Origin of the sequence: Mucilaginibacter sp. 3215, assembly GCF_050433785.1 — a bacterium.
Lineage (GTDB): Bacteria > Bacteroidota > Bacteroidia > Sphingobacteriales > Sphingobacteriaceae > Mucilaginibacter.
The window spans coordinates 12,603-33,337 of the sequence record NZ_JBNPWO010000008.1 but is presented as its reverse complement, the minus strand read 5'-3'; the positions used below and the strand labels follow the sequence as shown (position 1 = coordinate 33,337).

The window sequence follows — 20,735 nt, the reverse complement described above, 5'->3', positions numbered from 1 at the left end:
CTCACACCTTCCATGAACAAACTACTCTATATCTATATCGAGAATTATGAGGGATTTGCCCCGATCGAGATTTGCTTCAGCAATAATTTCGATATTAATTTTGATGAGGATGGCACATTAAACATTCTTAAAAAAACCGATCATGTTGGCGATCTCTATGGCCACAATATTGAAGACATCAATATGATCGCCGGGGAGAACGGGGTTGGTAAAACAACCTTGCTCAAATTGATCGCAGCTATTTCGAGAGAAAAGGATAGCTATCAGGATAGCTACACGTACGATTACATTCAGGTCGTTCAAACTGCATCAAATCAGGTCGACGTATTTGTAAGTATCAAAAATCACAAATTCAATGTCGTCAATTCTCCCGGTATTGAACATGAACTTCACGAAGATCCAACTTATGAACCCGGCAGAAGTGTAATCTACTATTCTCCATTTTTAGATTTTAATATGCTGGAGTTATCATCAGATGAAGATTCCCCGCAGCCGGCAATAGATATATCGGCCACCCAAATCATTATGGATGACATAGACGATCCCGACGATGATAATGAAGCAAACGATTCGGTGTTACCATCTTCACTGCTTGCACATAAAGTAAAGAACATCAAAAGGCAGCTTGCATTCGTAAAGGGGCTGACAGACAAATTCACTTTGCCTTTTGATGTTCCGGAAAAGTTTTGGATAAGTTTTCATAGAGTTCACCCGGATAAGGATGACCTTTCGCAGGAAGACTATGATCTTTATTCTAAGCTACAGGCTTTATGCGCCACGTTCTTCCGCGAGTACCCAGAAAACAAAATGACCAAGAAGACAATGGGGCAGCTAATGTTCCTGCGAAATCTTGTTAGTCTTTACTTTCGGTCATTAAACAAGATAAAAACATCGTCCATATTAACTCACCGTTTCAAAAACTTTGATGTTAAAGAAGTGGCTGAGCATAAAAGTGATGACCCGGATGACCTGATCAGCCTGATACTGAAGTTTTTCACACAACAGGAGATCTACGACCGATCAATATTTTCCTATTTCGTTAATATCGTTTTCAAAGCGATAAATGGTAAAAATGTATCTTTTGAAAGCGCCAACACTATATTAAATCTTAAACTTGATCTTTCAGATGACCTGATTGATAATGTTTTCTCGATGCTTAATGCACCTTATGAAGAGAATGAGCGCAGGCATTTACTGCCGGGACTTTCAGGATTTATATCATTCGACTGGAGTAATGTCAGCAGCGGTCAAAAGGCTTTTTTAGATCTTTTCTCCCGGCTTTATGATGCCAGGAAAAAGCTTAAGGCTGTAAGTGATCCTGTTTTGATGATTATCGATGAGGGAGAAATGGGATTTCATCCGGACTGGCAGATCAAATACATAGAGACTTTAACTACCTATTTCAATAATTTCTTCGGCACAAATGATTTTCAATTGCTGCTGGCGACACATTCACCGCTGGTACTTTCGGATTTTCCGAAAGAAAGGGTACATCTGCTAAAAGTAGATAAAACAACAGGGCTGCGAAACAAAGTTGGATCAATTGGGACTTTTGCTCAAAATACAAATGAGTTACTTGCAAATGATTTTTTTATCCAAAGTAGCCTTATCGGCAATATAGCGCGGAATTTTATCAATCGTATATTAAAGGATATAGCGGAGCTGAAAGCGATAAAAGTTAAGAAAGCTAAAAGCCGTTCGATCATGGAGCGAATCGAACTGGTAGATGAACCGGTTATCAGACAATTGCTGATCAACGAATTGGAAAGGTCGGCCAATGCTTAAAGTTCATTACAGCGTACCGGCAATGAAAAAACATGCCGCTGACCACGCGAAAAAATTATTGCCTATAATAAAATTCCGGCTTAAAAAAACGGACAATAAGCTGCTTGCTGAATATTTCAAAACTGATGCATTGATCAAAGAGTTTTTGAGTGCTACGCCTAGGAAACTTTTGAACCTAAATGAGTTGATTTATACTTCATTAAAGCATCACGCGAAGAGTGATATTGCAGATGCCGCCCAACGGGTATTTAACTATGATGAATTTGGAAAACGTAATCGTGCGAAATACCGCGCGGATAATATGTGTAAAACATTGGATTTCAAAACCTGTCCATATTGTAATCTGACAAAGATCGGGGTAACACTTAATAAAGCGGGCGTGGTGATCAGCAGGCCCCCTTTGGATCACTTTTTCTCTGACGCAAAATTCCCGTTGCTGGCTTTATCATTTTATAATCTAATTCCTGCCTGTACCACTTGTAATACCAATTTTAAGTTAGGGGCAACGATGTCACTTAGCAAGAACACACATCCGTACATTAATGGCTTTGAGAACGAATGTGTGTTCGATATCGCAAATTTTAAGGATATTGACGATATACTGGGTAAAAAGGAAGGTCCGTTTGATCTTGTTTTTGATAATAAATTCAAGAAGAAAAAATACAACGGAAACATTTCCCTTTTCAAACTTGAGGACCAATATGGTACTCAAAAGGATTCAGCACGGATAGTTTTGAATAAGGCGATCAGTTACGGGCCGTCTATATTAAAAAATATATTCAAACTCTCACATCAAAACCCGCTGAAAGCCTTTGAACATGCTTTCGGATCGAAAATTAAGCCTACTGAATTTCACCACATCCCCTTATCGAAAATGAATAGTGATATTATCAGGAAGTATGGCAATAATAAGCTGAAAAAAATCTTTAAGATCACCTGAACTTAATCCTGCTTAAGTCTTTTTCGGGCTTTTCATAGCCGGGTAGATCTTCTGGAAGATATACTCAACGCTCTTGTATTGATGGGGAACTGCCATATATCATACTCTTGCACATGGTGAACAAATATGGCTGGGTGAAACTCATCGCGATTTATGAACCTACTCACAAACATAACAAGTTCGATGTCGTCGCCATTCTTTGCGATATATAGTTCATATAAGATGGTGAACACAGCACTTTAAGTATTGGAAGTAGCTCTAATAACGTCTTAACCTATGCCCTGAGCGATAGCTTTGGGACAGCCGGTGGGGGATGCGAATTGTCAGTTTATGACAAAAAGTTCAATTCAAGGGACTTTGCATTGACTTTCGCCTTGAGCGAGTTAAAGCGATTGACGAAAGAAAGATGGACACTTCAGATACCTCTAATTACAAGGCAGATCGTCCACTTGGCACTGAACCCGATCAGCAAATTTGAAACAGAACGTGTTCAGCTGACCTTATTCTGAACATAAGGTACATTGGCGATATATCGGAAACGACACCAGGCTTCATGCCGCTAATAAAAGCGACATGAAGCTTGGTATCGCGAGATCTTATTCCTCCGGGGATTCCGGATCTCTCTCTTCAAAATTGAACCCCGTTTCATCAGCGGCACGCTTTAAAGCGTTCTTGATATGCTCCGGCAGATCGGGGTTACAGGCAACCGAACATTGATGCTTACTACAAGCGATTGTTGTCCCGATATTAGTAAAATCTTCACCGTTGCTTCTGTACAGTACTTGCACAAAATCACTTTTTTCTTCCTTCAGGTCAAACCTGCCATCTTGGGCTAAAAGCGCCACAAGAAAATTGTCAAAACGAGTATCCATAATATTATAAATTTCTACAGGGACATCAAATGCCATGCTGAAAATTTGGGAACATCGCGAAAAAAGCAAATGTAAATTTAGTTTTAATTTAGTGTCTGATTATCAATACTTTAACTCAATAAAATTTAGCTGGTAAAATTTATTTTACCCCCGGGTATTAAAGTTTTTTAGACTACCAGAAAAAGGTCATAAGTGTATCCGTTTCCCTACACACCTTGGAAATGGTCAACGTCATATTTGGAAGTGACCCTATCGGTGATCGGCTGCGGGATACCCCCCTCGACGATCTCTTCTTCTAATTTAACAGCACTCTCGTAAGTTCGTACGGCATCGATATCGTTAAAATCGTGAAGGAAGTTATTGACGTGCCCAAATAATTTGACCACCTGATTCACCTCGACCGAGCGCGAAAGATATGGATAGAACACTTGGATCTTATTATCGAAATTACGCTCCTGCGACGCTGTAAGTTTACGATAACTCAATGAATTGATACGATCGATCCTCCCGGTCCGCTGCTCCATTCCGCTGGGGTTCCAGGATATGCCATAGTGATATACAGCCTGACAATAGGTATGCAGGTCTTCTCCTTCGTGAAAGATATCCGTAGCGATCAATGCATATGGGAATCCTGGCATGCGGAATCGCGCGGCTATCGCGCTGCGGTTCTTATCCTGTCCGCTTGCGCCGACCACCGGAGAACGGTTCTGAAGCAGATCACCGATCGTCTTAGGGTCTCTGTGCTGAAAGTTAACGGAAACGATCAGGTCATGATCCGTTATGATCATTTTAATTTCTTGCAGGACAAAATGGAACGGGCTGTCAGCATCTTTAAGCAACGCGATCAGGTCTTTACTAAATTTACGATCGGCCGATTCGGCAACGAATGCAGGCAATAGCCCGCTGCTATGCTGAAAAACGGAATGTAACATAGCTTCCAATACGGCTATGTCTTGCAACACCTCAGAAAGAGGCAGATCTCGCCTGCTTCCTTTCCAGGCTTCCCACTCCGGTGCGCATATATTTAACAGCAATTCCGTTAGAAAAGTTGACCTATATAATGGATTGCCATTTTTCTGACGTGGAAATTTCATGGCCGGAGCTTCCAAATTCAGGCAAGCGGTCCTGAATGCGTCCTGATAAATGCTAAATAATCTGTAAGCCCGTATGTTGTCGGTTAAATTAAGCATTGCCGGGGTCCGCAACCGTGCTGCCTCAGCCTCGATCTTCCATTTTGCTTCAGAGCAAAGCAGCTGGTAATAATTGACATTGAACCAATGCTCACGATAGGTCTTTGTTCGGAAACGGTAGCCTTCCTGGTGCCTTTTAAAATAATTCTTAAAGAAAGAATCCGCGCGGAGTTCCGGTTCATCGTTATTAGCTTCTTCGATTTCTTCGCTGCTCTGCGCCTGCCACTGCGTATGATATCTTTTCAGCGCGGAGAGTGCAGCATATTTTTGTTTACGGCGAAATCTACCTTCCTTCAGGTAGTCATCCAACGCTGCGATCAGTTCAGGTATATCACGCAGATAACAGTGGCGAAGATAACCGGAGATATTATTATCACCTTCATATGGGTAGAGAACATTCCACCATTCCGAAACTTCGTTCAAATCTGAAAAAAGAAGTAAAGCATCATTGCGCTTTTTGTCTTTATAAAATTTATAGCAAGCTTTTTTGAGCGTGATAACATCCGGCGACAAATACTTTTTCCATTTACCATCCAATCGCAGGTATTGTTGGCTCACTATCTCCAGGTCGTAACGCTGAAGCAAATGCTGAAGCAACTCGTCAACAGTAGCCAAACGGAGAACGAAGACCAGCGATTTTTCCTGTTTTCCAAATTGCGCGGTCAGTTCCGACTCAAGTTTAGAAAGCTTTGGGTGAGGAGGCGGCTCATTACCAAAATTATCCCTGTAAGAATCGATAAGCGAACGGATGACATTTGCATCCTCGCTGTGCTTTTGTGTTCGATGATTTATCAGGTCATATTCCTTATCGGTATTCACCTCGCCTTCGTCATCGGCCTGCCTCGCGATCCGTTTATCCATATCCAGCTGATAGCTTTCAAACCCTGCCAGCATACCGATCTCAAATGAAGCACCGGCTTTTTGAGAAAGATGCTTAATAGATTTGTACTGCAATAATTGCCAGAATACGCTCTCTATCCCGTCGCTCAATGTGATCGGCTGACCATCGGGCTGCTTATCAACGTTTCCATTACGATGTTCATGCCGGCATTGATTACGGGAAAATTTCTCACCGCCAAGGACATATTCCATATTGCCGCGTATCAAAAACTTTGGCAGCAGATCTTTAATATCCTCAGGGGTCTCGCAATCCAGCAAAGGGTTTGCGTTAGTAAAGCAGCCGATCTGATTCTTTAGCTCAAGTAAGTGTCTGTCCTTTGGCGTCGCCGAAAGGCAGATCACCTTTTCTGCCAGCGGATATTTCATTCTTATAGTTAGCTCGGGAAATTCAGCAATGATCTCATCATCTACGACCGTACCAAGAAAACGGGCAACGACCTGGTTTCTTATCGCATCGCTGTGAGGACCTTTTTTATAATTGTGCGCTTCATCAATGATCAGGCAATTTACTTTTGCAGACATTGCATTGAGCATACAAGCGACAAGGCGGATCAGTAGCGATCGGTTTCCATTGTTATAATAACCTTTGTAATGAGCTTTCCATAAAATCGCACTACAGAAGGGATCCGAATTAAACACTTGTCTATCCAGATAATCCCTTAATTGATTTCTTGATGAAATGACACTACTGAAGGAAGTATTTCTTAAGATGGTAAACCCTGCGTCAGGTTTGATCGGACGGAGACGCTCACAGATAATGTTTTCACTTCCTGTCGCATCAGCGTATCCTGGGCGGGCCATCAAATAATTGTTCTTGGCAAAATTTCGTAATTCTTTCAGCCATTTGTCTTGCAAATTCTTTTTAGGGACGAGGATAAGATCGGTGAATGCTGCATTTCCATTAAAGTGATGCCGTAAAAGTGTAGCGATACCAAGACCGATATATGTTTTACCAAGGCCAACCTCGTCGGCGATATAAATGATGCTATTCTGCGGCTGAGACAAAAATGCATAAGCTTTTTGGATCACCGCCAGTTGCCGGTCAGCCACGGACTGAGCGATACCGGGGTGTGAACGCAGGTCAAGTATTGCTTCAGGATCAGTCATGGTTAGAACGTAGTTGAGTAATGATCCATTCTGCTTTTTCCTTTAGTCCGTCGATCAAAGGGGCTATCGCAGCCGATTCCGTGCTAATAGCTTGTGAGGCAGACACGATACCTGCTTTAAATTTAGCCCATTCGCCGGACATCATTTTCCGATGAGGCCATTGCAGAGCCCTGTCATATATCCTTGTACGGAGGATCTGTAAGATCATCCAATAAAAACTTCTGCTGATCCTGTTCTCAGATAGAGCGGTTCGAAGCCCTTTAATATAGAATTGAACGGTATCAAGATTTTCTGTCAGCAAGTAATAACGCAGCGTACGAAATTGCTCAGCAGGATCATGGTACACTTGATCAAAAAGTTTTTTTTCTAAACTGTTCACACCAGAAAAATGACGTGCCATATCATTTAACAGAGATGGCGATTCAAAATCGTCGGGCGCTACCTCACCGGAAAATTCATCCGTTACCTGTTCGGCGATCCGTCCGGTCAGCTCGTCCTCAAAATAAGGATCGTTGCCGGATAGCCAAAAACTTAAGATCGTCTCCGGGTTGAGCCTAAAATCAAGCGGCCTGCTGTCGATTTCAATTTGTTGCGGATAATAGGTATAAACTAAACTTTCGTCGTCAATAGATACTAATTCGATAAGCGCATTTTTTGTTAGTTGCTTAATGTCCTGCGCACTAAGTTCAAAAGTAGTGCGCGCCTTGTGCAATTCGGCATAAAGCAGTAAGCTTTTAAAACGAACCCGTGCTTTGGATAGCTTACCGTTGGATGATAGTTGTTTGGTTTTCCAATTAAGGGTAAAGGTCAGAAAAGGTGCGTCCCGGCCTGCTGCTCCTGTCATTTCGGTTATATTGACATCATCTCGGGAGAGAAACTTCAAATTATTGATATTAAGGTTCGGTATTGGCCGCAGCCATTCTTCCTGTGTATTATCTTCCCAGTGAATTATCGCAGATTCTATGTTCGCATCGTTACCGGGTCCGGTATCGTGACGCCTCCATGCAGGCCCGGTGAAATTTACCGAACCGGTAATGGTGATGACCTTCTCTTGGCCATAAATCCGATAGACCTTAGCATGCAGGTTCCTTGGTTCGTTTCCGATCGAGGTGTTTATCCAGTTACACCATTGGACACCTTTTTCCATCATACCTATAAACACATTCTTACTAAGCAGCACTTCATTCGTTTTCAAGGAAGGAACAAGGCAATAGATATCATTGATGCCTATGTGATCGAGTTCCGTTAAAATCGCAGCCTCCCCATACATGTATGGGGCGATGATCTCCACCCGGTATGGAGAGATCCTTTCGCTTATATTTTTCACAACCTCAAAAAATGGCAGAAACAGGTTGGAGAAATATTCGTCAGAATCGTTGGTATATCTTAGGGCATTATAAATAAGATCCTCCGCAGGGCTTAGCACTTTTTCAGAGGCAAGCCCGCTAATGGTCTCCAATAGCTGCTGGCGCTTCGTACGAGTTTTGGTCTTCGGATGCGAGTTTCTTCCGAGCGAGAGAACGGTACAGCATTCCAAATTTTCACACCAGCCGGAAGGGGTCAGATTTGCGGAGGAATTTACCTGGATCAGTTCGTTATCATCTAATAAAAGCCAGCATTCCTTCGGATGAAAATTGACAAGGCTACCGGATCTGCCACCTAAACGGACACACCTGATCTCATAACCGAGTGTTGGTGCCATTGCATTATCCTTAGCATAATGATCGCAGTAAACAGTTACCGGAGGAACGATCCCCTCCTTTGCACAGCGACGCCAAAGAATATTATTATAAATAGTTTCGTTCTGAAATGTTTTGCCTGGCACCAGCAAAGGCATAACATAGTTCTCAAAAAAAGCCGGGTCGAAGTTGAATGTATAAAAAAGCGCCGCTTTCACCGTACGCCCGTCGATAGCCTCTTTTATCTGTTCCTTTAAGATCTCGCGCTGCAATTAATTTAGCTGATTAAATAAGTGAAACCAGGTATTCAAAAAATAGGTATAATCATTTTCGGTAAGCGGATCATAACCGGGCCGTGTAAATCCTCCCTCAAAATGGTTGACCTCAACACCTCCCGGGGTAATGTTCAGCCATGGTTCGGATTCCCTGCGAGCGCAAATCTCACTGTTAATTGCAGCTAAACCGGTCACCAGGTCCCGATTATTACTATTTAGTATCGAAGTGTATCGTTCATCAACGAGTGTAGGCCCTGAGATCGGTGCGCGTTTGGTCCAGTCATGGATAAGTTCATCGTTCTCAAGTTCTGCAAAACTCCAATAGGACTGGCCCTGCAGATAGCGAAACACCCTGTTCAACGGGCTTAGCACCCGTTCTGTAGCGCGTAATTTTTGCAGTTGGAAAGCAAAACCTTTGTCTGAAGTTTGCGTCTCCATGACATCGAGCTGCTCATAAAAAGTCATGCCTGTTAATTCAGGGGAATCTGTTGCAAGGTTTAAAAGAATGCCTCCGTATGTATCTGTCAATAGGTGATCTATATAACACTGCCTTTCATCATTTTGCGGCACTTCAAATACGGAGGTCAGATCTTGCAGATCTTTTCGGTCGATCTTATGCAAAGCCCCCTTCTTCGCTGCAAGCTTCTCTATGACCTGAGCAAGCTTTTTATTTTCATCAAGTTTCTGCTGTTGCACGCTGTTCAGTATAAGGTCATTCCCTAAACCTATCTCCTCGAAAGGCCGGTTATATTTACCCCAGATACCATAGCTTTTTTGATTGGACAACAACTGATCCTCCCCGCCGACAGATAAAGACAATTGCTTCTCATCAGCGGACATTATACGGGTTACTTTGTCGATGCCATTAAAAGAATCATAACCATCGGATTCGACAAATCGGACGTAGGCCATTAACTGCTCAAAGCATAGGAAAAAAGCAAGTTCATCGCGTTCAGAGACATGAAAGGCCTTTTGACAATATCTTGCTAAAGCCATGACCTGAAAATCACGGATGTTGTTGGAAACTGTAGACAACGCAGGAATGATCGTACGCCCTGCTTTTTGCCAAAGTGCCTGAAAACCTAGCGGATCACGGGAACCTTTGACCATATAATTCGGATCTTTTAAGGTAAAAAAGTACATGCGATAATGTTGGCCATCTAATATAGAGATTTAAATTATCGCTATTCTTATGATATTGGAAAACGTTATGATATTACTTGTTTTAGCCCCTTAACCATCAAGAACTAACCAGGGAAGTGATTTTTTTCTCTATCCTTAAATATTGGTTCTTACCCAATCATTGTGATGAATCAGCTTATTGCTTTAAAATAACTTCCGATACAGATTGACTTAGAATTTTATCTACATCTTTTGCATCATATATTAACTTTATTTAAAGCATTGTGGGAGATCTTTGACTATCAAACATTAGAGGCGGATGGTCTGGACAATTGTTCAACTGAATTAGCATTCATTTTTCTCACTTAATAGATTTTAAAATGAGCAGTATTCCATCCATGGTGTAAAAAAAGACCAACCGATCAGCCCGGAAATTTCGGGTTCCATTAGGAGATAAGGCATAATTTGACGCTTTAGGCGCCCTAAAATAATCTTCGACCTCATATTTATAATTTCCCTGTAAGTGTCCATCGGCTTTTGAAGTTTCGCGTTACTTGAAACCAGTGCCTGATTCCCTGATAGTTTTTTATTTGGTTAGTTTATTTAAATAATAATTCTGTTTTCTCCTACTTGTCGTAACAAAATTTCTAGCCCTTCCTCCCGCGTCATCGTATTTCCTAATTCCTTTAATGAATGTTCATCTTTATATATCCCATTAGGATCATTCCATGAAAGCCATTCTATAATATCCTCACGACTCATTCCATCAACCAATAAAAGTAATTTATCCTCTTCTAATAACGTTAAAGAGTGAAAATTGTACCCTGAATTAATCCAAAATTTCATACTTGAATGTACGAAAAATTGAGCAAAAAAATGGATTTTTAACATAAATTATTAAAAGAACACCCTGCAAAATGGCTGATACGCATTCAATTGAAACTCGAAGTTATAATATGTCGAGAATTCGCAGTGTTAATACAAAACCTGAATTAAAAGTGCGTAAATTCCTTTTTTCAAATGGATTTAGATATCGCCTAAATGTAAAAGAAATGCCCGGCAAACCTGATTTAGTTTTGCCCAAGTATAATGCTGTCATATTTGTTCACGGATGTTTTTGGCATGGTCACGATGGTTGTCGATATTTTGTAAAACCCAAAAGCAATCAATCCTACTGGCTTCCTAAAATTGAAAAAAACATTAATAGAGACAAAGCAAATTTCGCTCGGCTAATAGAGCTAGGATGGCGTGTTTTAGAAGTTTGGGAATGTGATTTAAAAAAGGGAAAAATTGAAGGTACACTTGAAAAATTAGTTCGGACGATAAAAAATATATAATCAATGCAGTTGGATAAAAGCTCTTCTTATAAAATTAAAATAGAATACGTTAGATATGAACTTCTAAAAAATATAGCATTAAAAAATTTAGGAATTAAAAATCTTAATCAATTACGCGACAGATTTGAAGGACAAGTTTATTTCAACAATTTTTTAGTGAGATCCTACGGGGAAATTGCGTTAGAAAAACTTTTGGGAACAACAAATATCAATGCAGTTCGAAAAGCTAATGAAAAGAATTATATACCTGCGTTTAGCTTGAACGGAAAAAAAATTAGCCTTATAACATTTCAGTTTGGAGAACTGCCCAGGATTTTAAATTCAAATTTCGATTTTGCTGTTTTCATAGCAGTAAACATAGGAAATAGAACTTGTGAAATCTTAGGATTTATAAACCAAGAAAAATTAATACAACTCATTGACAGGAAGTCACTTTCTCCTTTAGATGAAAAGAACTATTTAGGCGTGTTTAAAACTTTTGACGAACTATGTCCAATTAATGACTTAAGTTTATGCTGACTAACTGTTCTCAATGCTAAATATATTAGTATTTTTGATAAAAAATAAAATACATGACAACTCAAAAAAAACCTAAAGTTATCTCGCTCTTCTCCGGATGCGGTGGTCTTGACCTCGGCTTTCACAAAGCAGGTTATCAAACGGTTTGGGCAAATGATTTTGAACATTTTGCTTGTGAATCATTCAGCTCATATTTTGGCAAAGGAATAATTGTAGAAGGAGATATTGAACAGATTGACCCATACACAGATAGGTCCATTCCAGATTGCGACATTATTTTAGGAGGATTTCCTTGCCAAGACTTTTCGATGATTTGGAAACAACCGGGCCTTAATGGTAAACGGGGCAATCTTTATAAGAGCTTTTTACGCTTTGTTGATGCAAAAAAACCAAAGGTCTTTATCGCAGAGAACGTTAAGGGATTGTTAACGGCAAATAACAAAAAAGCTATTCAGCAAATCATTAAAGATTTTGAAAGCATCATGCCTGGTTATATTGTTACTCCTAAGCTATATAATTTTGCAGACTACGGCGTTCCGCAATTTCGCGAACGAGTGCTAATTGTTGGCGTCCGTATAGATACTGGATTTAACTTTACCCATCCCGCCCCAACACATGGCCCCAAAGGGCAGTATCCATACGTAACTGCGGGGGAAGCTATTGCCAATGCTAATGATATTCCCTTCAATAATGAACACATGAATATTGCAGAGCGAACTAAAGAATTATTAAAGCTTATACCCGAAGGAGGCAACTTTACAAGCATTCCTAAAGAACACCCACTATATGTTAAAGGCATGATTAGTCACGTTTATAGGAGGCTAAAATTAGATGAACCTTCAAAGACTATAATTGCTGCCGGAGGTGGGGGAACTCACGGATATCATTGGCCGGAGCCCCGTGCATTAACTAACCGCGAACGAGCGCGGTTGCAGTCATTTCCTGATGACTTTATATTCAAAGGGACAGTAGCAGATGTTAGAAAGCAGATAGGAAACGCAGTACCTCCGAGCGGAGTTTTTGCTTTAGCTAAATCTTTGTTGCCCTTGTTTACCGGTAATTATCATCATGCTGATCTTGAAAAGAAAAGTGCAGAGTTTCAGAGTATGACTTTAAAAGAGCGCCTTGATCTTAGCATAGCAGTTTAATTTGCATGGAATTACTTTTATCTAATTATCAGCCAGCCGTTTTTAAGTGCAATACTCCAAAAGATTATATGGAGGAGGCGCTGAAAATTTGCGAGACTTTAAAAATAGCGAGTGGTTATATATCATCTGATGCGTTAATCGATCTTAAAAGGATTATCGAGTTAAATGGAAGGCCGCGGCTGGAGTTATTAATCGGCATGCATTACTTTGACGGATTCACCAAAAATCAATATGAGGCCGCGCGAACCCTAAACGCGTTTCTTCAAATCAATGACCTGGGGTTTGTTTACATTGCCAACACCTTAAAATTTCATGGAAAAATGTATTCCTTTACCATGATCGATGCAACGAAATCAGCGGTGGTTGGTTCGTCAAACCTGGGCAGCCTGTACGATAAGGTTAGCAGGCAGTACGAGGCTGATATTTTACTAAAAGGTGAAGAATCGTCCCTCATTCACGCCTCGCTGGAAGAAATAATAACTAAAATAGGTTCGCCTTTTGAAAACGTGCCTGTCACTAAGTTTGTTGAATTTAATCAACTGCTTGAAAATCATGAAAATGTTAGCAAGGTCGATAAAGATGAAAAGGCGGGCATCTTAAGAAATCTAACTGGAGTGAAGTTTGAAATACCAATTAAATCTAAACCTAAAAGCAATCTAAATCCATATTTCGGCAAAGGAAGGGAAAATCAGCGAGGCTATATTGCTCCTCGGCCTTGGTATGAGGTAGAGCTTATTGTTAGTAAAGGCATTACTTCACAGCCAGGATATCCATCGAATCAAACCTTCGAGGTATTTACTGATGATAACTGGGCATTTAAATGTGAAACTAACGGCGATTACAGCAAAAATTTTCGGTCTAAAGATGATTTAAAAATTCTTGGCAAGTGGATTAAGGGCCGCATGGAAGAAAGCGGGGCTCTAAAAATGGGTACACCTGTAACTGATAATGTAATTGCAGCTTACGGAAGAAATACTATCGGTTTATTTGCTACCAAAGACCCAAGCATTTGGTATCTCGATTTTGACGCCTCGAAATGAATCATTTAGATCACTACCTAAACTTAATCAAATTGCAATCAGTATCGTTACGGGATACTGTGGAAGAAACAAGTTCAGCCGTATTTAATCTAATTTCTGAAAAGTTCGATTACCGAACACACATGACAGGTTTGTTGCTCGGAAATGTACAAAGCGGAAAAACGGGCCAGTTGCTCGGGGTTGTGAGTTCGCTTGCTGATAACGGCTTTGAAATCTTTATCTTGCTCACTACAGACAATGTTTATCTTCAAAAACAAACAACGGAAAGGACAGCCGCATCTTTAGGAACCTTTAATGTTTACAGCGAATCTGACGATCTGCCCTTTTTTACAAATAAGCTTTTAAAACCGATCATTGTCATACTAAAGAAAAATACCAATGTTCTTAGGAAATGGCGCAATTTATTATCTTCATCGGGGTATTGCAGCGGTCGGCCGATTGTGATAATAGATGATGAAGCTGATGCTGCAAGTTTAAATACTTTAGTTAATAAAGACCGCGTCAGTACGATCAATAAGCACCTCAGCTCAATAAAAGAACTATCAACAAGCAGTATTTATATAGAAGTTACTGCAACCCCCCAGGCAGTACTGCTTCAAAGTAACATTTCGGGATGGAAACCTTCTTTTATATATTACTTTAAACCAGGTAGTGATTATATTGGAGGCGACTTTGTCTACGCTCAGCCAAAACCGTTCTGTATATCTTTTACAGATGAAGATGAATTGGACACAATCAAAAACGATGAAGGTTATATTCCAGAAGGCCTAAAAAGTGCGCTTCTAACTTACTTAATAGTTTGTGCTCATAATTACTTGACTAATACAACAACATGTAACTTTCTTGTTCATCCTAGTGTTAAGATAGCTGATCATCGTACTTTTTCAACGGTTTTAGGTGAACATTTAAATGAGTTTTTAATCGCTGTTACCGATGACTCCGAAAGCTTTATTAGGCCACAGCTTGAAATACTATGGAATGACTTACGAGCTACAAAGCCCGATATAGAAAGTTTCGAAGATATATTTGAGGCAATTGCGTTTTTATTAGAGAATCAGCTAATAAATGTTATGATGCTCAACTCAACAAGTGATATCGCCGTAAACTATCACAGCGGATACAATATCATTGTCGGGGGAAATAGTTTAGGCCGTGGGGTTACTTTTCCAAAGCTACAAACCGTTTATTATTGCAGAAAGTCCAAAACGCCACAGGCGGATACATTTTGGCAGCATGCTCGGGTATTCGGCTACGATAGAGATAAAGGATTACTACGAATTTTTATCCCCCCATCCCTTTACAATCTTTTCAGCGAACTGAATGTTTCAAACAAGCTGCTTATCAAGCAAATAAGATCGGCTCAAATTAGTGATATTCAATTATTTTATCCTAAAGGCATTCAACCTACCAGAAAAAATGTTCTTGATAACAAGGCTATAAATTTAGTAATGGGAGGTGTTAACTTTTTTTCGTCTTATCCAAGACAGGATACTGTTTCTATAATCGATGACCTTGTTAGTGAGTATGACGAAAATGAGCATTATCATATAGTCAATGCAAGTGTACTTTCTGAAATACTAAAATTTGTAGGTGATGAAGGCAAAGAAGATTGGGATAATGACAAATTTATAAATACGGTAAATACATTGGCGACTAAACGGCCAACTACACGCTTTGCTTTGATTGTCCGAAAAAGCAGAGATATTGGAAAAGGCACAGGAACACTTCTTTCGCCAACAGATCGAAGAATTGGAGATGGCTTGAAAGATTGGGTCGTTTTAACCTTGTATAGAGTTAATGGTTCAACTGATAAAGGTTGGTTAGGAAGTCCTTTTTATATTCCCAATATTAAGCTCCCTAATGAGGTTTGTATTTACGACACTATCGATATTTAAATTATGGTCAAAAAGTCGAAGTTTCCGGATGTTCCACAGGTAAATGAGTTAGTCAGACCAACTGTTCAAGCATTATTGTCTTTAGGAGGGTCCGGTACTAATCAGGAGATAAATGATAAAGTTTATGAAATAACCCAGTTATCTGATGATGTCCTGAATATTCCTCATTCGACGGACGGTCGGACTCAAATTGATTATAGATTAGCTTGGGCGAGAACGCGCTTAAAACTAATAGGTTTGGTAGAAAATTCCTCAAGAGGAGTGTGGACATTAACTAAGCCCAATTTAAATATTAATGATTATGATTTCGAACTCATTCAGCAGAGCTTTGATAAAAAACGAAGAAAGTCTAGAGACAAATTAAAAATAAATTCAGAAGCCACTGCTCCATTTGAATTAGCAGATGAGGAAAACCCTAATGTTCCCGACTGGAAAGAAATATTGTTAAATAAATTATATACAATAAGATCTGATGCTTTTGAAAGACTATCGCAACAAATTTTACGTGAGAGTGGTTTTATTCAGGTTGAGGTTACCGGGAAAACTGGTGATGGAGGAATTGATGGGAAAGGGATTGTGCGCATAAGTGGGTTACTTTCATTTCACATTGTATTCCAGTGTAAAAGGTTCAAAGGCTCTGTTACACCAAGCCAAGTTAGAGATTTTAGAGGTGCAATGCAGGGAAGAACAGATAAAGGGATTATTCTGACAACGGGAACATTTACGCGTGAAGCACGCAAAGAGGCTACACGAGAAGGTGCATATCACATTGACTTGATTGACGGAAATCTTCTTTGTGAAAAATTAAAAGATTTATCATTAGGTGTAAAAACGAAATTCGTTGAAGAGGTTATAGTTGAAAATGACTGGTTTGATTCATTATAATAAGGCTTCTCATTTAAGGAGTTTATATACTTTTCTAAGGTGCCCGAGATCTTGAATAATTCACCTAATGAACTTCAATTTAAGTGTAAGCGTTGATTAGTAATATTACTCTGAAGTTCTTTTACTTTGCTTACAGAGTCATCAAGGACATTGAAGGCGGAGTGGATATTTAGCAATTGCTCTGATTTTTAATTAAGTATTAAAAATTTCATGCCAGCAAACAAATGTTTACATTTGGATTTGCGATCAATCTGTATCGAAAACGCGGTGAGTAATTCGGTGAGTAGTGAATTAGCCCGTTTGTAAAATACTGAATTTCTTATGATTAACGGCGTAGTTCGATTCTCGTCGGTGAAAACAAGTTTCCCTAACTGCGCGGAATTTGAACCGCTTTTGGAATGGTGTTGTTTTCCTAAGGGAGTTTCAGCAGAATGCCCAAAGGAGATCAAAAGAGGGGATAGGATGGGATAAATCCAACAGCATAAATTTCGGGCATCTATAAAAAAACGATCGAGAAAAGTCACACTAAATTTAACAAATTAATGAGCGACTGTAGGTAGAAATTCGCCGTAATAACCTCATGATTACAGCGAATCTCTAATCATTAAATTTTAGTTTAGAAGTGTTAATAAAACTAAAATTATTGCTTTTCTTTCTTGGTAGATATCAGTGAGGTGCCTATCGTAAATCCCAGCCAGGGGCTTTTACGATAAGCCCAGTTGTCTTCGGCCTTTCCGCTTAAAATATCGATCCCTGTCATCACGCCGAATGAGACCCCATGAAACTCCCAGTTAAAACCTGCAAAAGGGGTGAGACCGAGCAAGGTCGTTTTGGATGTCACCACTTTAGGCACCGTTTTCTCATCTACATCGATACTTGAAATATTGGCGCCGAAAAGTATTGATAGCGTGTTCTCGGAAAATGCACCGCCGTAATTTATCGTCCAGTTTAATGCTGGCCCTACACTGATGCTTTGTCCGAAATCGAAATCACCTCCTGTCTTGTTCCTGAAACGCAATTTGACAGGTAGAACAACACCGTCCACTTTAAATAATCCTTGTTTTTTCTTGAACTCATCGGTTGCCGAACTCACGAAATCCTCGTCTTTTATAAAGAACGATAAACCGTTAATTGCTTTATCAAGGGTGTCGATAACGGGTAAGCCTCTTGCAAAGGCTTCCTCTTCAGGCTTTTTTTGGCTGCCGTCTTTGGAGAAAGGCCAGAATACGATCCGGTAACCCGATACCGGTTTAGCCCCTATGAGGGTCTTTATTTTTTGTTTTACCGTAAAAATATTGCCCCTTATCGCCCGGTAATAGTGATTGTTCGAATCCGGGCTTTGTGTTGATTCATTCCACTTGAACACACGCGTGTCCATGGTAATGGCGTAGTCCTTTGTTTGTCCCAGGGCCTGGGTTTTTAACACAAACAAAAGCAATATGGCTGCGAAGTATTTCATATATCAAGATTTAAGTTCATGGACATTCTGGTCGGTTTAGAGAAATTGATCTGTTTGGGCAATTACAAACAGGTAAACCGGTTTGTAAAACAATACCTGGTCGGAACTCTAATTTATTTTTATATAGTAGTAGACCGCTTTATTGATTGGCCGTGTTTCCGGACCTGTACTTAGATCTGTCTTGGTTATACCAGTTGGTGCTTTTTCCGTTGACAGAAAATCACCACAATGATCACAATTTAACTGCCCTGTTGCCGGAGGCCTCGATCCCCACGTGTCTATAGTTTGACCTCCTTTTCTGTAAGTATGAGCATGTCCTGGATCTGTGATCGGGTGGTCATGGGCCTGCACCGCCTGGGTTTGTAACTGTCCGGCGGTCCTGGTTTCGGGATCGAGTTGCCTTGGGTCTGGATTCGGATTATTTACAGGGTCAAAAACGTTGAGGCCTCTTAAAAATACACCCCGGAGATCCGGCACGGTCGCTATTCTTTTTCCGTAGGCTGAACCACTCACGTTCCTGCCGTCAGCGGGGACCCAGACTAGATCGGCGTTATTGCCTATCGACGGGATATCGCTCAATGCACAAAAGGTACTGTAATCCAGCTGGGATATAATGATGGTTCCGACCGGAGTATTGAAATTCTGGTTCTTACCCCGTTTGATTAGGATCTGCTGACTGGGGAAATTCTCAAAATCAAAGGATATGATCACGTCCTGCGAAGGATCAATTCTTTTAAAAAGGCCTGATATGGAGTTCAATGGTTTGATCTGTACTCCGGTCTTAAAATTGAAGTCAACATTGCTGGCGTTGGCAATCGACATGGACCTGAGCGCTGATACCTGGTTCGGGTTCCCGCCGGTGATCACCCAGCGCGCTGTGACAATGATGTTGTCGCCGGTGGACTGCTGCTCAAAAAAAAGCCCAGTTCCGCAGGTCGCTCTCACGCAAGCCAGAAATGTTTCGTAAGGTGTTTTGTTGATCAGCCGTTGTGAAACATTTTCAATGGCATTTTGGGAGAGGCTCCTGGAATAAATGTACGTGCTTTTCTGCCTGTTGAACTCCTCTTTCTTTTGCGCTTCCGTACCACTGTTGCCGAAACTGAGACTATAAACAGAATAGGCAGCGTCAAGGGACTGGTTATGGGACGAAGAACTTGAGTAATGCGACCAAAATTCGTAATCATAGGAAAATAATGTGTTTACGCTTTCATCAAGAGAATAATTGGTTTCCCGCTTGAATTCATCATAAGTCCCGTTCTTTAAAGCTTCTGTACATGCAGAGCAGGCGTTCACTGTTGCATTTGGTTGCGCTCTTAAGATGTTTGTCAGGATCAGCACGCTCAATATGCTGGTCATTAATAATTTTTTCATGGTTTGATTAGTTTTTTTGTTTACCTACTCTTATGGCCTTTCGGGTACGCCCTGTTGTGACAGCGACACAAATTTCAGTGGCAGAAGAAGATGTACTTACCGTTTATGCGCCCTTTATGACAGGGTGATTTTACGGTAAAATAAAACGCTTAAATACCTTGATTTAGTGGTAGTTAATGGTGATTTTTGGATTGAGAAAATCAACAGGATCTTCAAACCTTAAACCCCCAGTTATCATGAAAACACCAATTGTTCTTTTATTGCTTATTTTAATGTTCTTCGCAGGATGCAAGTCTTCAGGTCAGAAGGATAAACAAAAGGATTCTACCAGAAAAAAGGATACCTCTAGAACGGCGAACACGGCTTCTGCTCAAGGTGACAGCAGCAGTCTCTCCTTTGAGGAGGCTGATACATTAGTTTCTGCTTTCCGTAATGGCCGTACCCGTTATAATCACAAAACGAGTTCCTGGTTCAAGAAAGACCTTATTATGCAGTTATGCACTCTGCTGGAAAATCCGACCAATAAACTTGATGGGATCCGGGTCTATTTGGCCTGGAAGAAAGGACGACACACTTTTTTGATCGTCCCGACCAGATTGGGCGGTTCTTACATTCCTCAAAAGCCCGCCTGTGATCAGCAAGCCGGTCAGAAGATCGATATCCACGAAGACGTTTTTAATATAATGGTTCCCGGCATTGGAAAACCGGTACATCGGGGTGCCGACGAATATGGAAATGATGAAGGGGCGGCCCTTGGCGATTCAGGTAGCTGTTCGTCAACTTTGCGTGACACGAAATACGTATTTTTTAATCTTGAGAACCACACTCAGATCCCATGTTCAGTGGCCGGCGGCTGGGTAAGACGGGGCATGGATCCCACAGAAAATATAAACACCTATAGCGAATGGTTTGATTTTGATTTTGTTCGTTTGCTTAAGCAAGAGTTCGAAAAGACGGATATGACCAGGGACGGGGTGAGGATCTACCTGGCACGTAAAGACACGATTGACTGTACGCAAAAGAAACGGCACGTTTTTCTTTGGGTTACGACATACCCAAATACAGATCCGAAGACTCCTAAGAAAATGCATATTGACGATTATATACCTAAGATCCATCATCTTATTGTCGATAATGGTGAGCAGTGTTTGAACAACTGCAACGGTGCCAAATTACCCGCATCAAAATAATTTTAAATTAAAATGAGTTAC

Annotated in this window: 16 protein-coding genes; 9 read left to right on the top strand and 7 right to left on the bottom strand. The window is 40.5% G+C overall.

Going from position 1 to position 20,735, the window contains the following annotated elements; translation table 11 throughout:
* The first annotated feature begins 12 nt into the window (after positions 1–12).
* Positions 13–1,785: an AAA family ATPase gene (locus ABIC84_RS14920; protein WP_429264049.1), complete on the top strand. Its 1,773-nt coding sequence runs from the start codon at positions 13–15 to the stop codon at positions 1,783–1,785.
* Positions 1,786–1,807: 22 nt separating this feature from the next.
* The gene (locus ABIC84_RS14915; protein ID WP_429264048.1) at positions 1,808–2,725 is read left to right on the top strand and encodes a hypothetical protein; all 918 of its coding nucleotides are present in this window, start codon (positions 1,808–1,810) and stop codon (positions 2,723–2,725) included.
* Between the two features lie 596 nt (positions 2,726–3,321).
* Here ABIC84_RS14915 and ABIC84_RS14910 read toward each other — a convergent pair.
* From ABIC84_RS14910 to ABIC84_RS14890, 5 genes are all read right to left on the bottom strand, one after another.
* Positions 3,322–3,633 (bottom strand): hypothetical protein, encoded by a 312-nt coding sequence (locus tag ABIC84_RS14910; RefSeq protein WP_429264047.1) that lies wholly within the window; start codon positions 3,631–3,633, stop codon positions 3,322–3,324.
* A gap of 170 nt (positions 3,634–3,803) precedes the next feature.
* Positions 3,804–6,794 (bottom strand): helicase-related protein, encoded by a 2,991-nt coding sequence (locus ABIC84_RS14905; protein ID WP_429264046.1) that lies wholly within the window; start codon positions 6,792–6,794, stop codon positions 3,804–3,806.
* A complete protein-coding gene (locus tag ABIC84_RS14900) occupies positions 6,787–8,745 on the bottom strand; it encodes a hypothetical protein (protein ID WP_429264045.1) in 1,959 nt (652 codons plus the stop codon). The genes ABIC84_RS14905 and ABIC84_RS14900 overlap by 8 nt, the downstream gene beginning before the upstream one ends.
* Positions 8,746–9,891: a hypothetical protein gene (locus ABIC84_RS14895; RefSeq protein WP_429264044.1), complete on the bottom strand. Its 1,146-nt coding sequence runs from the start codon at positions 9,889–9,891 to the stop codon at positions 8,746–8,748.
* A gap of 582 nt (positions 9,892–10,473) precedes the next feature.
* Positions 10,474–10,761: a hypothetical protein gene (locus ABIC84_RS14890; RefSeq protein ID WP_429264043.1), complete on the bottom strand. Its 288-nt coding sequence runs from the start codon at positions 10,759–10,761 to the stop codon at positions 10,474–10,476.
* Positions 10,762–10,787: 26 nt separating this feature from the next.
* Between ABIC84_RS14890 and ABIC84_RS14885 the strand changes: the two genes are divergently transcribed.
* The 6 genes from ABIC84_RS14885 to ABIC84_RS14860 are packed head-to-tail and all read left to right on the top strand — an operon-like array spanning position 10,788 to position 16,694.
* Positions 10,788–11,207, top strand: coding sequence for a very short patch repair endonuclease (locus ABIC84_RS14885; protein WP_429264042.1), 420 nt, complete (start codon positions 10,788–10,790; stop codon positions 11,205–11,207).
* 3 nt (positions 11,208–11,210) lie between these two features.
* Positions 11,211–11,726: a hypothetical protein gene (locus tag ABIC84_RS14880; RefSeq protein WP_429264041.1), complete on the top strand. Its 516-nt coding sequence runs from the start codon at positions 11,211–11,213 to the stop codon at positions 11,724–11,726.
* Positions 11,727–11,779: 53 nt separating this feature from the next.
* Positions 11,780–12,874: a DNA cytosine methyltransferase gene (locus ABIC84_RS14875; protein ID WP_429264040.1), complete on the top strand. Its 1,095-nt coding sequence runs from the start codon at positions 11,780–11,782 to the stop codon at positions 12,872–12,874.
* A 5-nt stretch (positions 12,875–12,879) separates the two neighbouring features.
* Positions 12,880–13,914 carry a restriction endonuclease PLD domain-containing protein gene (locus ABIC84_RS14870; protein ID WP_429264039.1) on the top strand — a complete coding sequence of 345 codons (1,035 nt, stop codon included), beginning with the start codon at positions 12,880–12,882 and terminating at the stop codon, positions 13,912–13,914.
* Positions 13,915–13,946: 32 nt separating this feature from the next.
* Positions 13,947–15,809: a Z1 domain-containing protein gene (locus ABIC84_RS14865; RefSeq protein ID WP_429264038.1), complete on the top strand. Its 1,863-nt coding sequence runs from the start codon at positions 13,947–13,949 to the stop codon at positions 15,807–15,809.
* Between the two features lie 3 nt (positions 15,810–15,812).
* The gene (locus tag ABIC84_RS14860; RefSeq protein WP_429264037.1) at positions 15,813–16,694 is read left to right on the top strand and encodes a restriction endonuclease; all 882 of its coding nucleotides are present in this window, start codon (positions 15,813–15,815) and stop codon (positions 16,692–16,694) included.
* Positions 16,695–17,334: 640 nt separating this feature from the next.
* Here ABIC84_RS14860 and ABIC84_RS14855 read toward each other — a convergent pair.
* Positions 17,335–18,153, bottom strand: a complete 819-nt coding sequence (locus ABIC84_RS14855; protein WP_429264036.1) for a hypothetical protein — start codon at positions 18,151–18,153, stop codon at positions 17,335–17,337.
* Positions 18,154–18,261: 108 nt separating this feature from the next.
* Positions 18,262–19,524, bottom strand: a complete 1,263-nt coding sequence (locus tag ABIC84_RS14850) for a hypothetical protein (RefSeq protein ID WP_429264035.1) — start codon at positions 19,522–19,524, stop codon at positions 18,262–18,264.
* 236 nt (positions 19,525–19,760) lie between these two features.
* Between ABIC84_RS14850 and ABIC84_RS14845 the strand changes: the two genes are divergently transcribed.
* Positions 19,761–20,714 (top strand): hypothetical protein, encoded by a 954-nt coding sequence (locus ABIC84_RS14845; RefSeq protein ID WP_429264034.1) that lies wholly within the window; start codon positions 19,761–19,763, stop codon positions 20,712–20,714.
* The last annotated feature ends 21 nt before the right edge of the window (positions 20,715–20,735 follow it).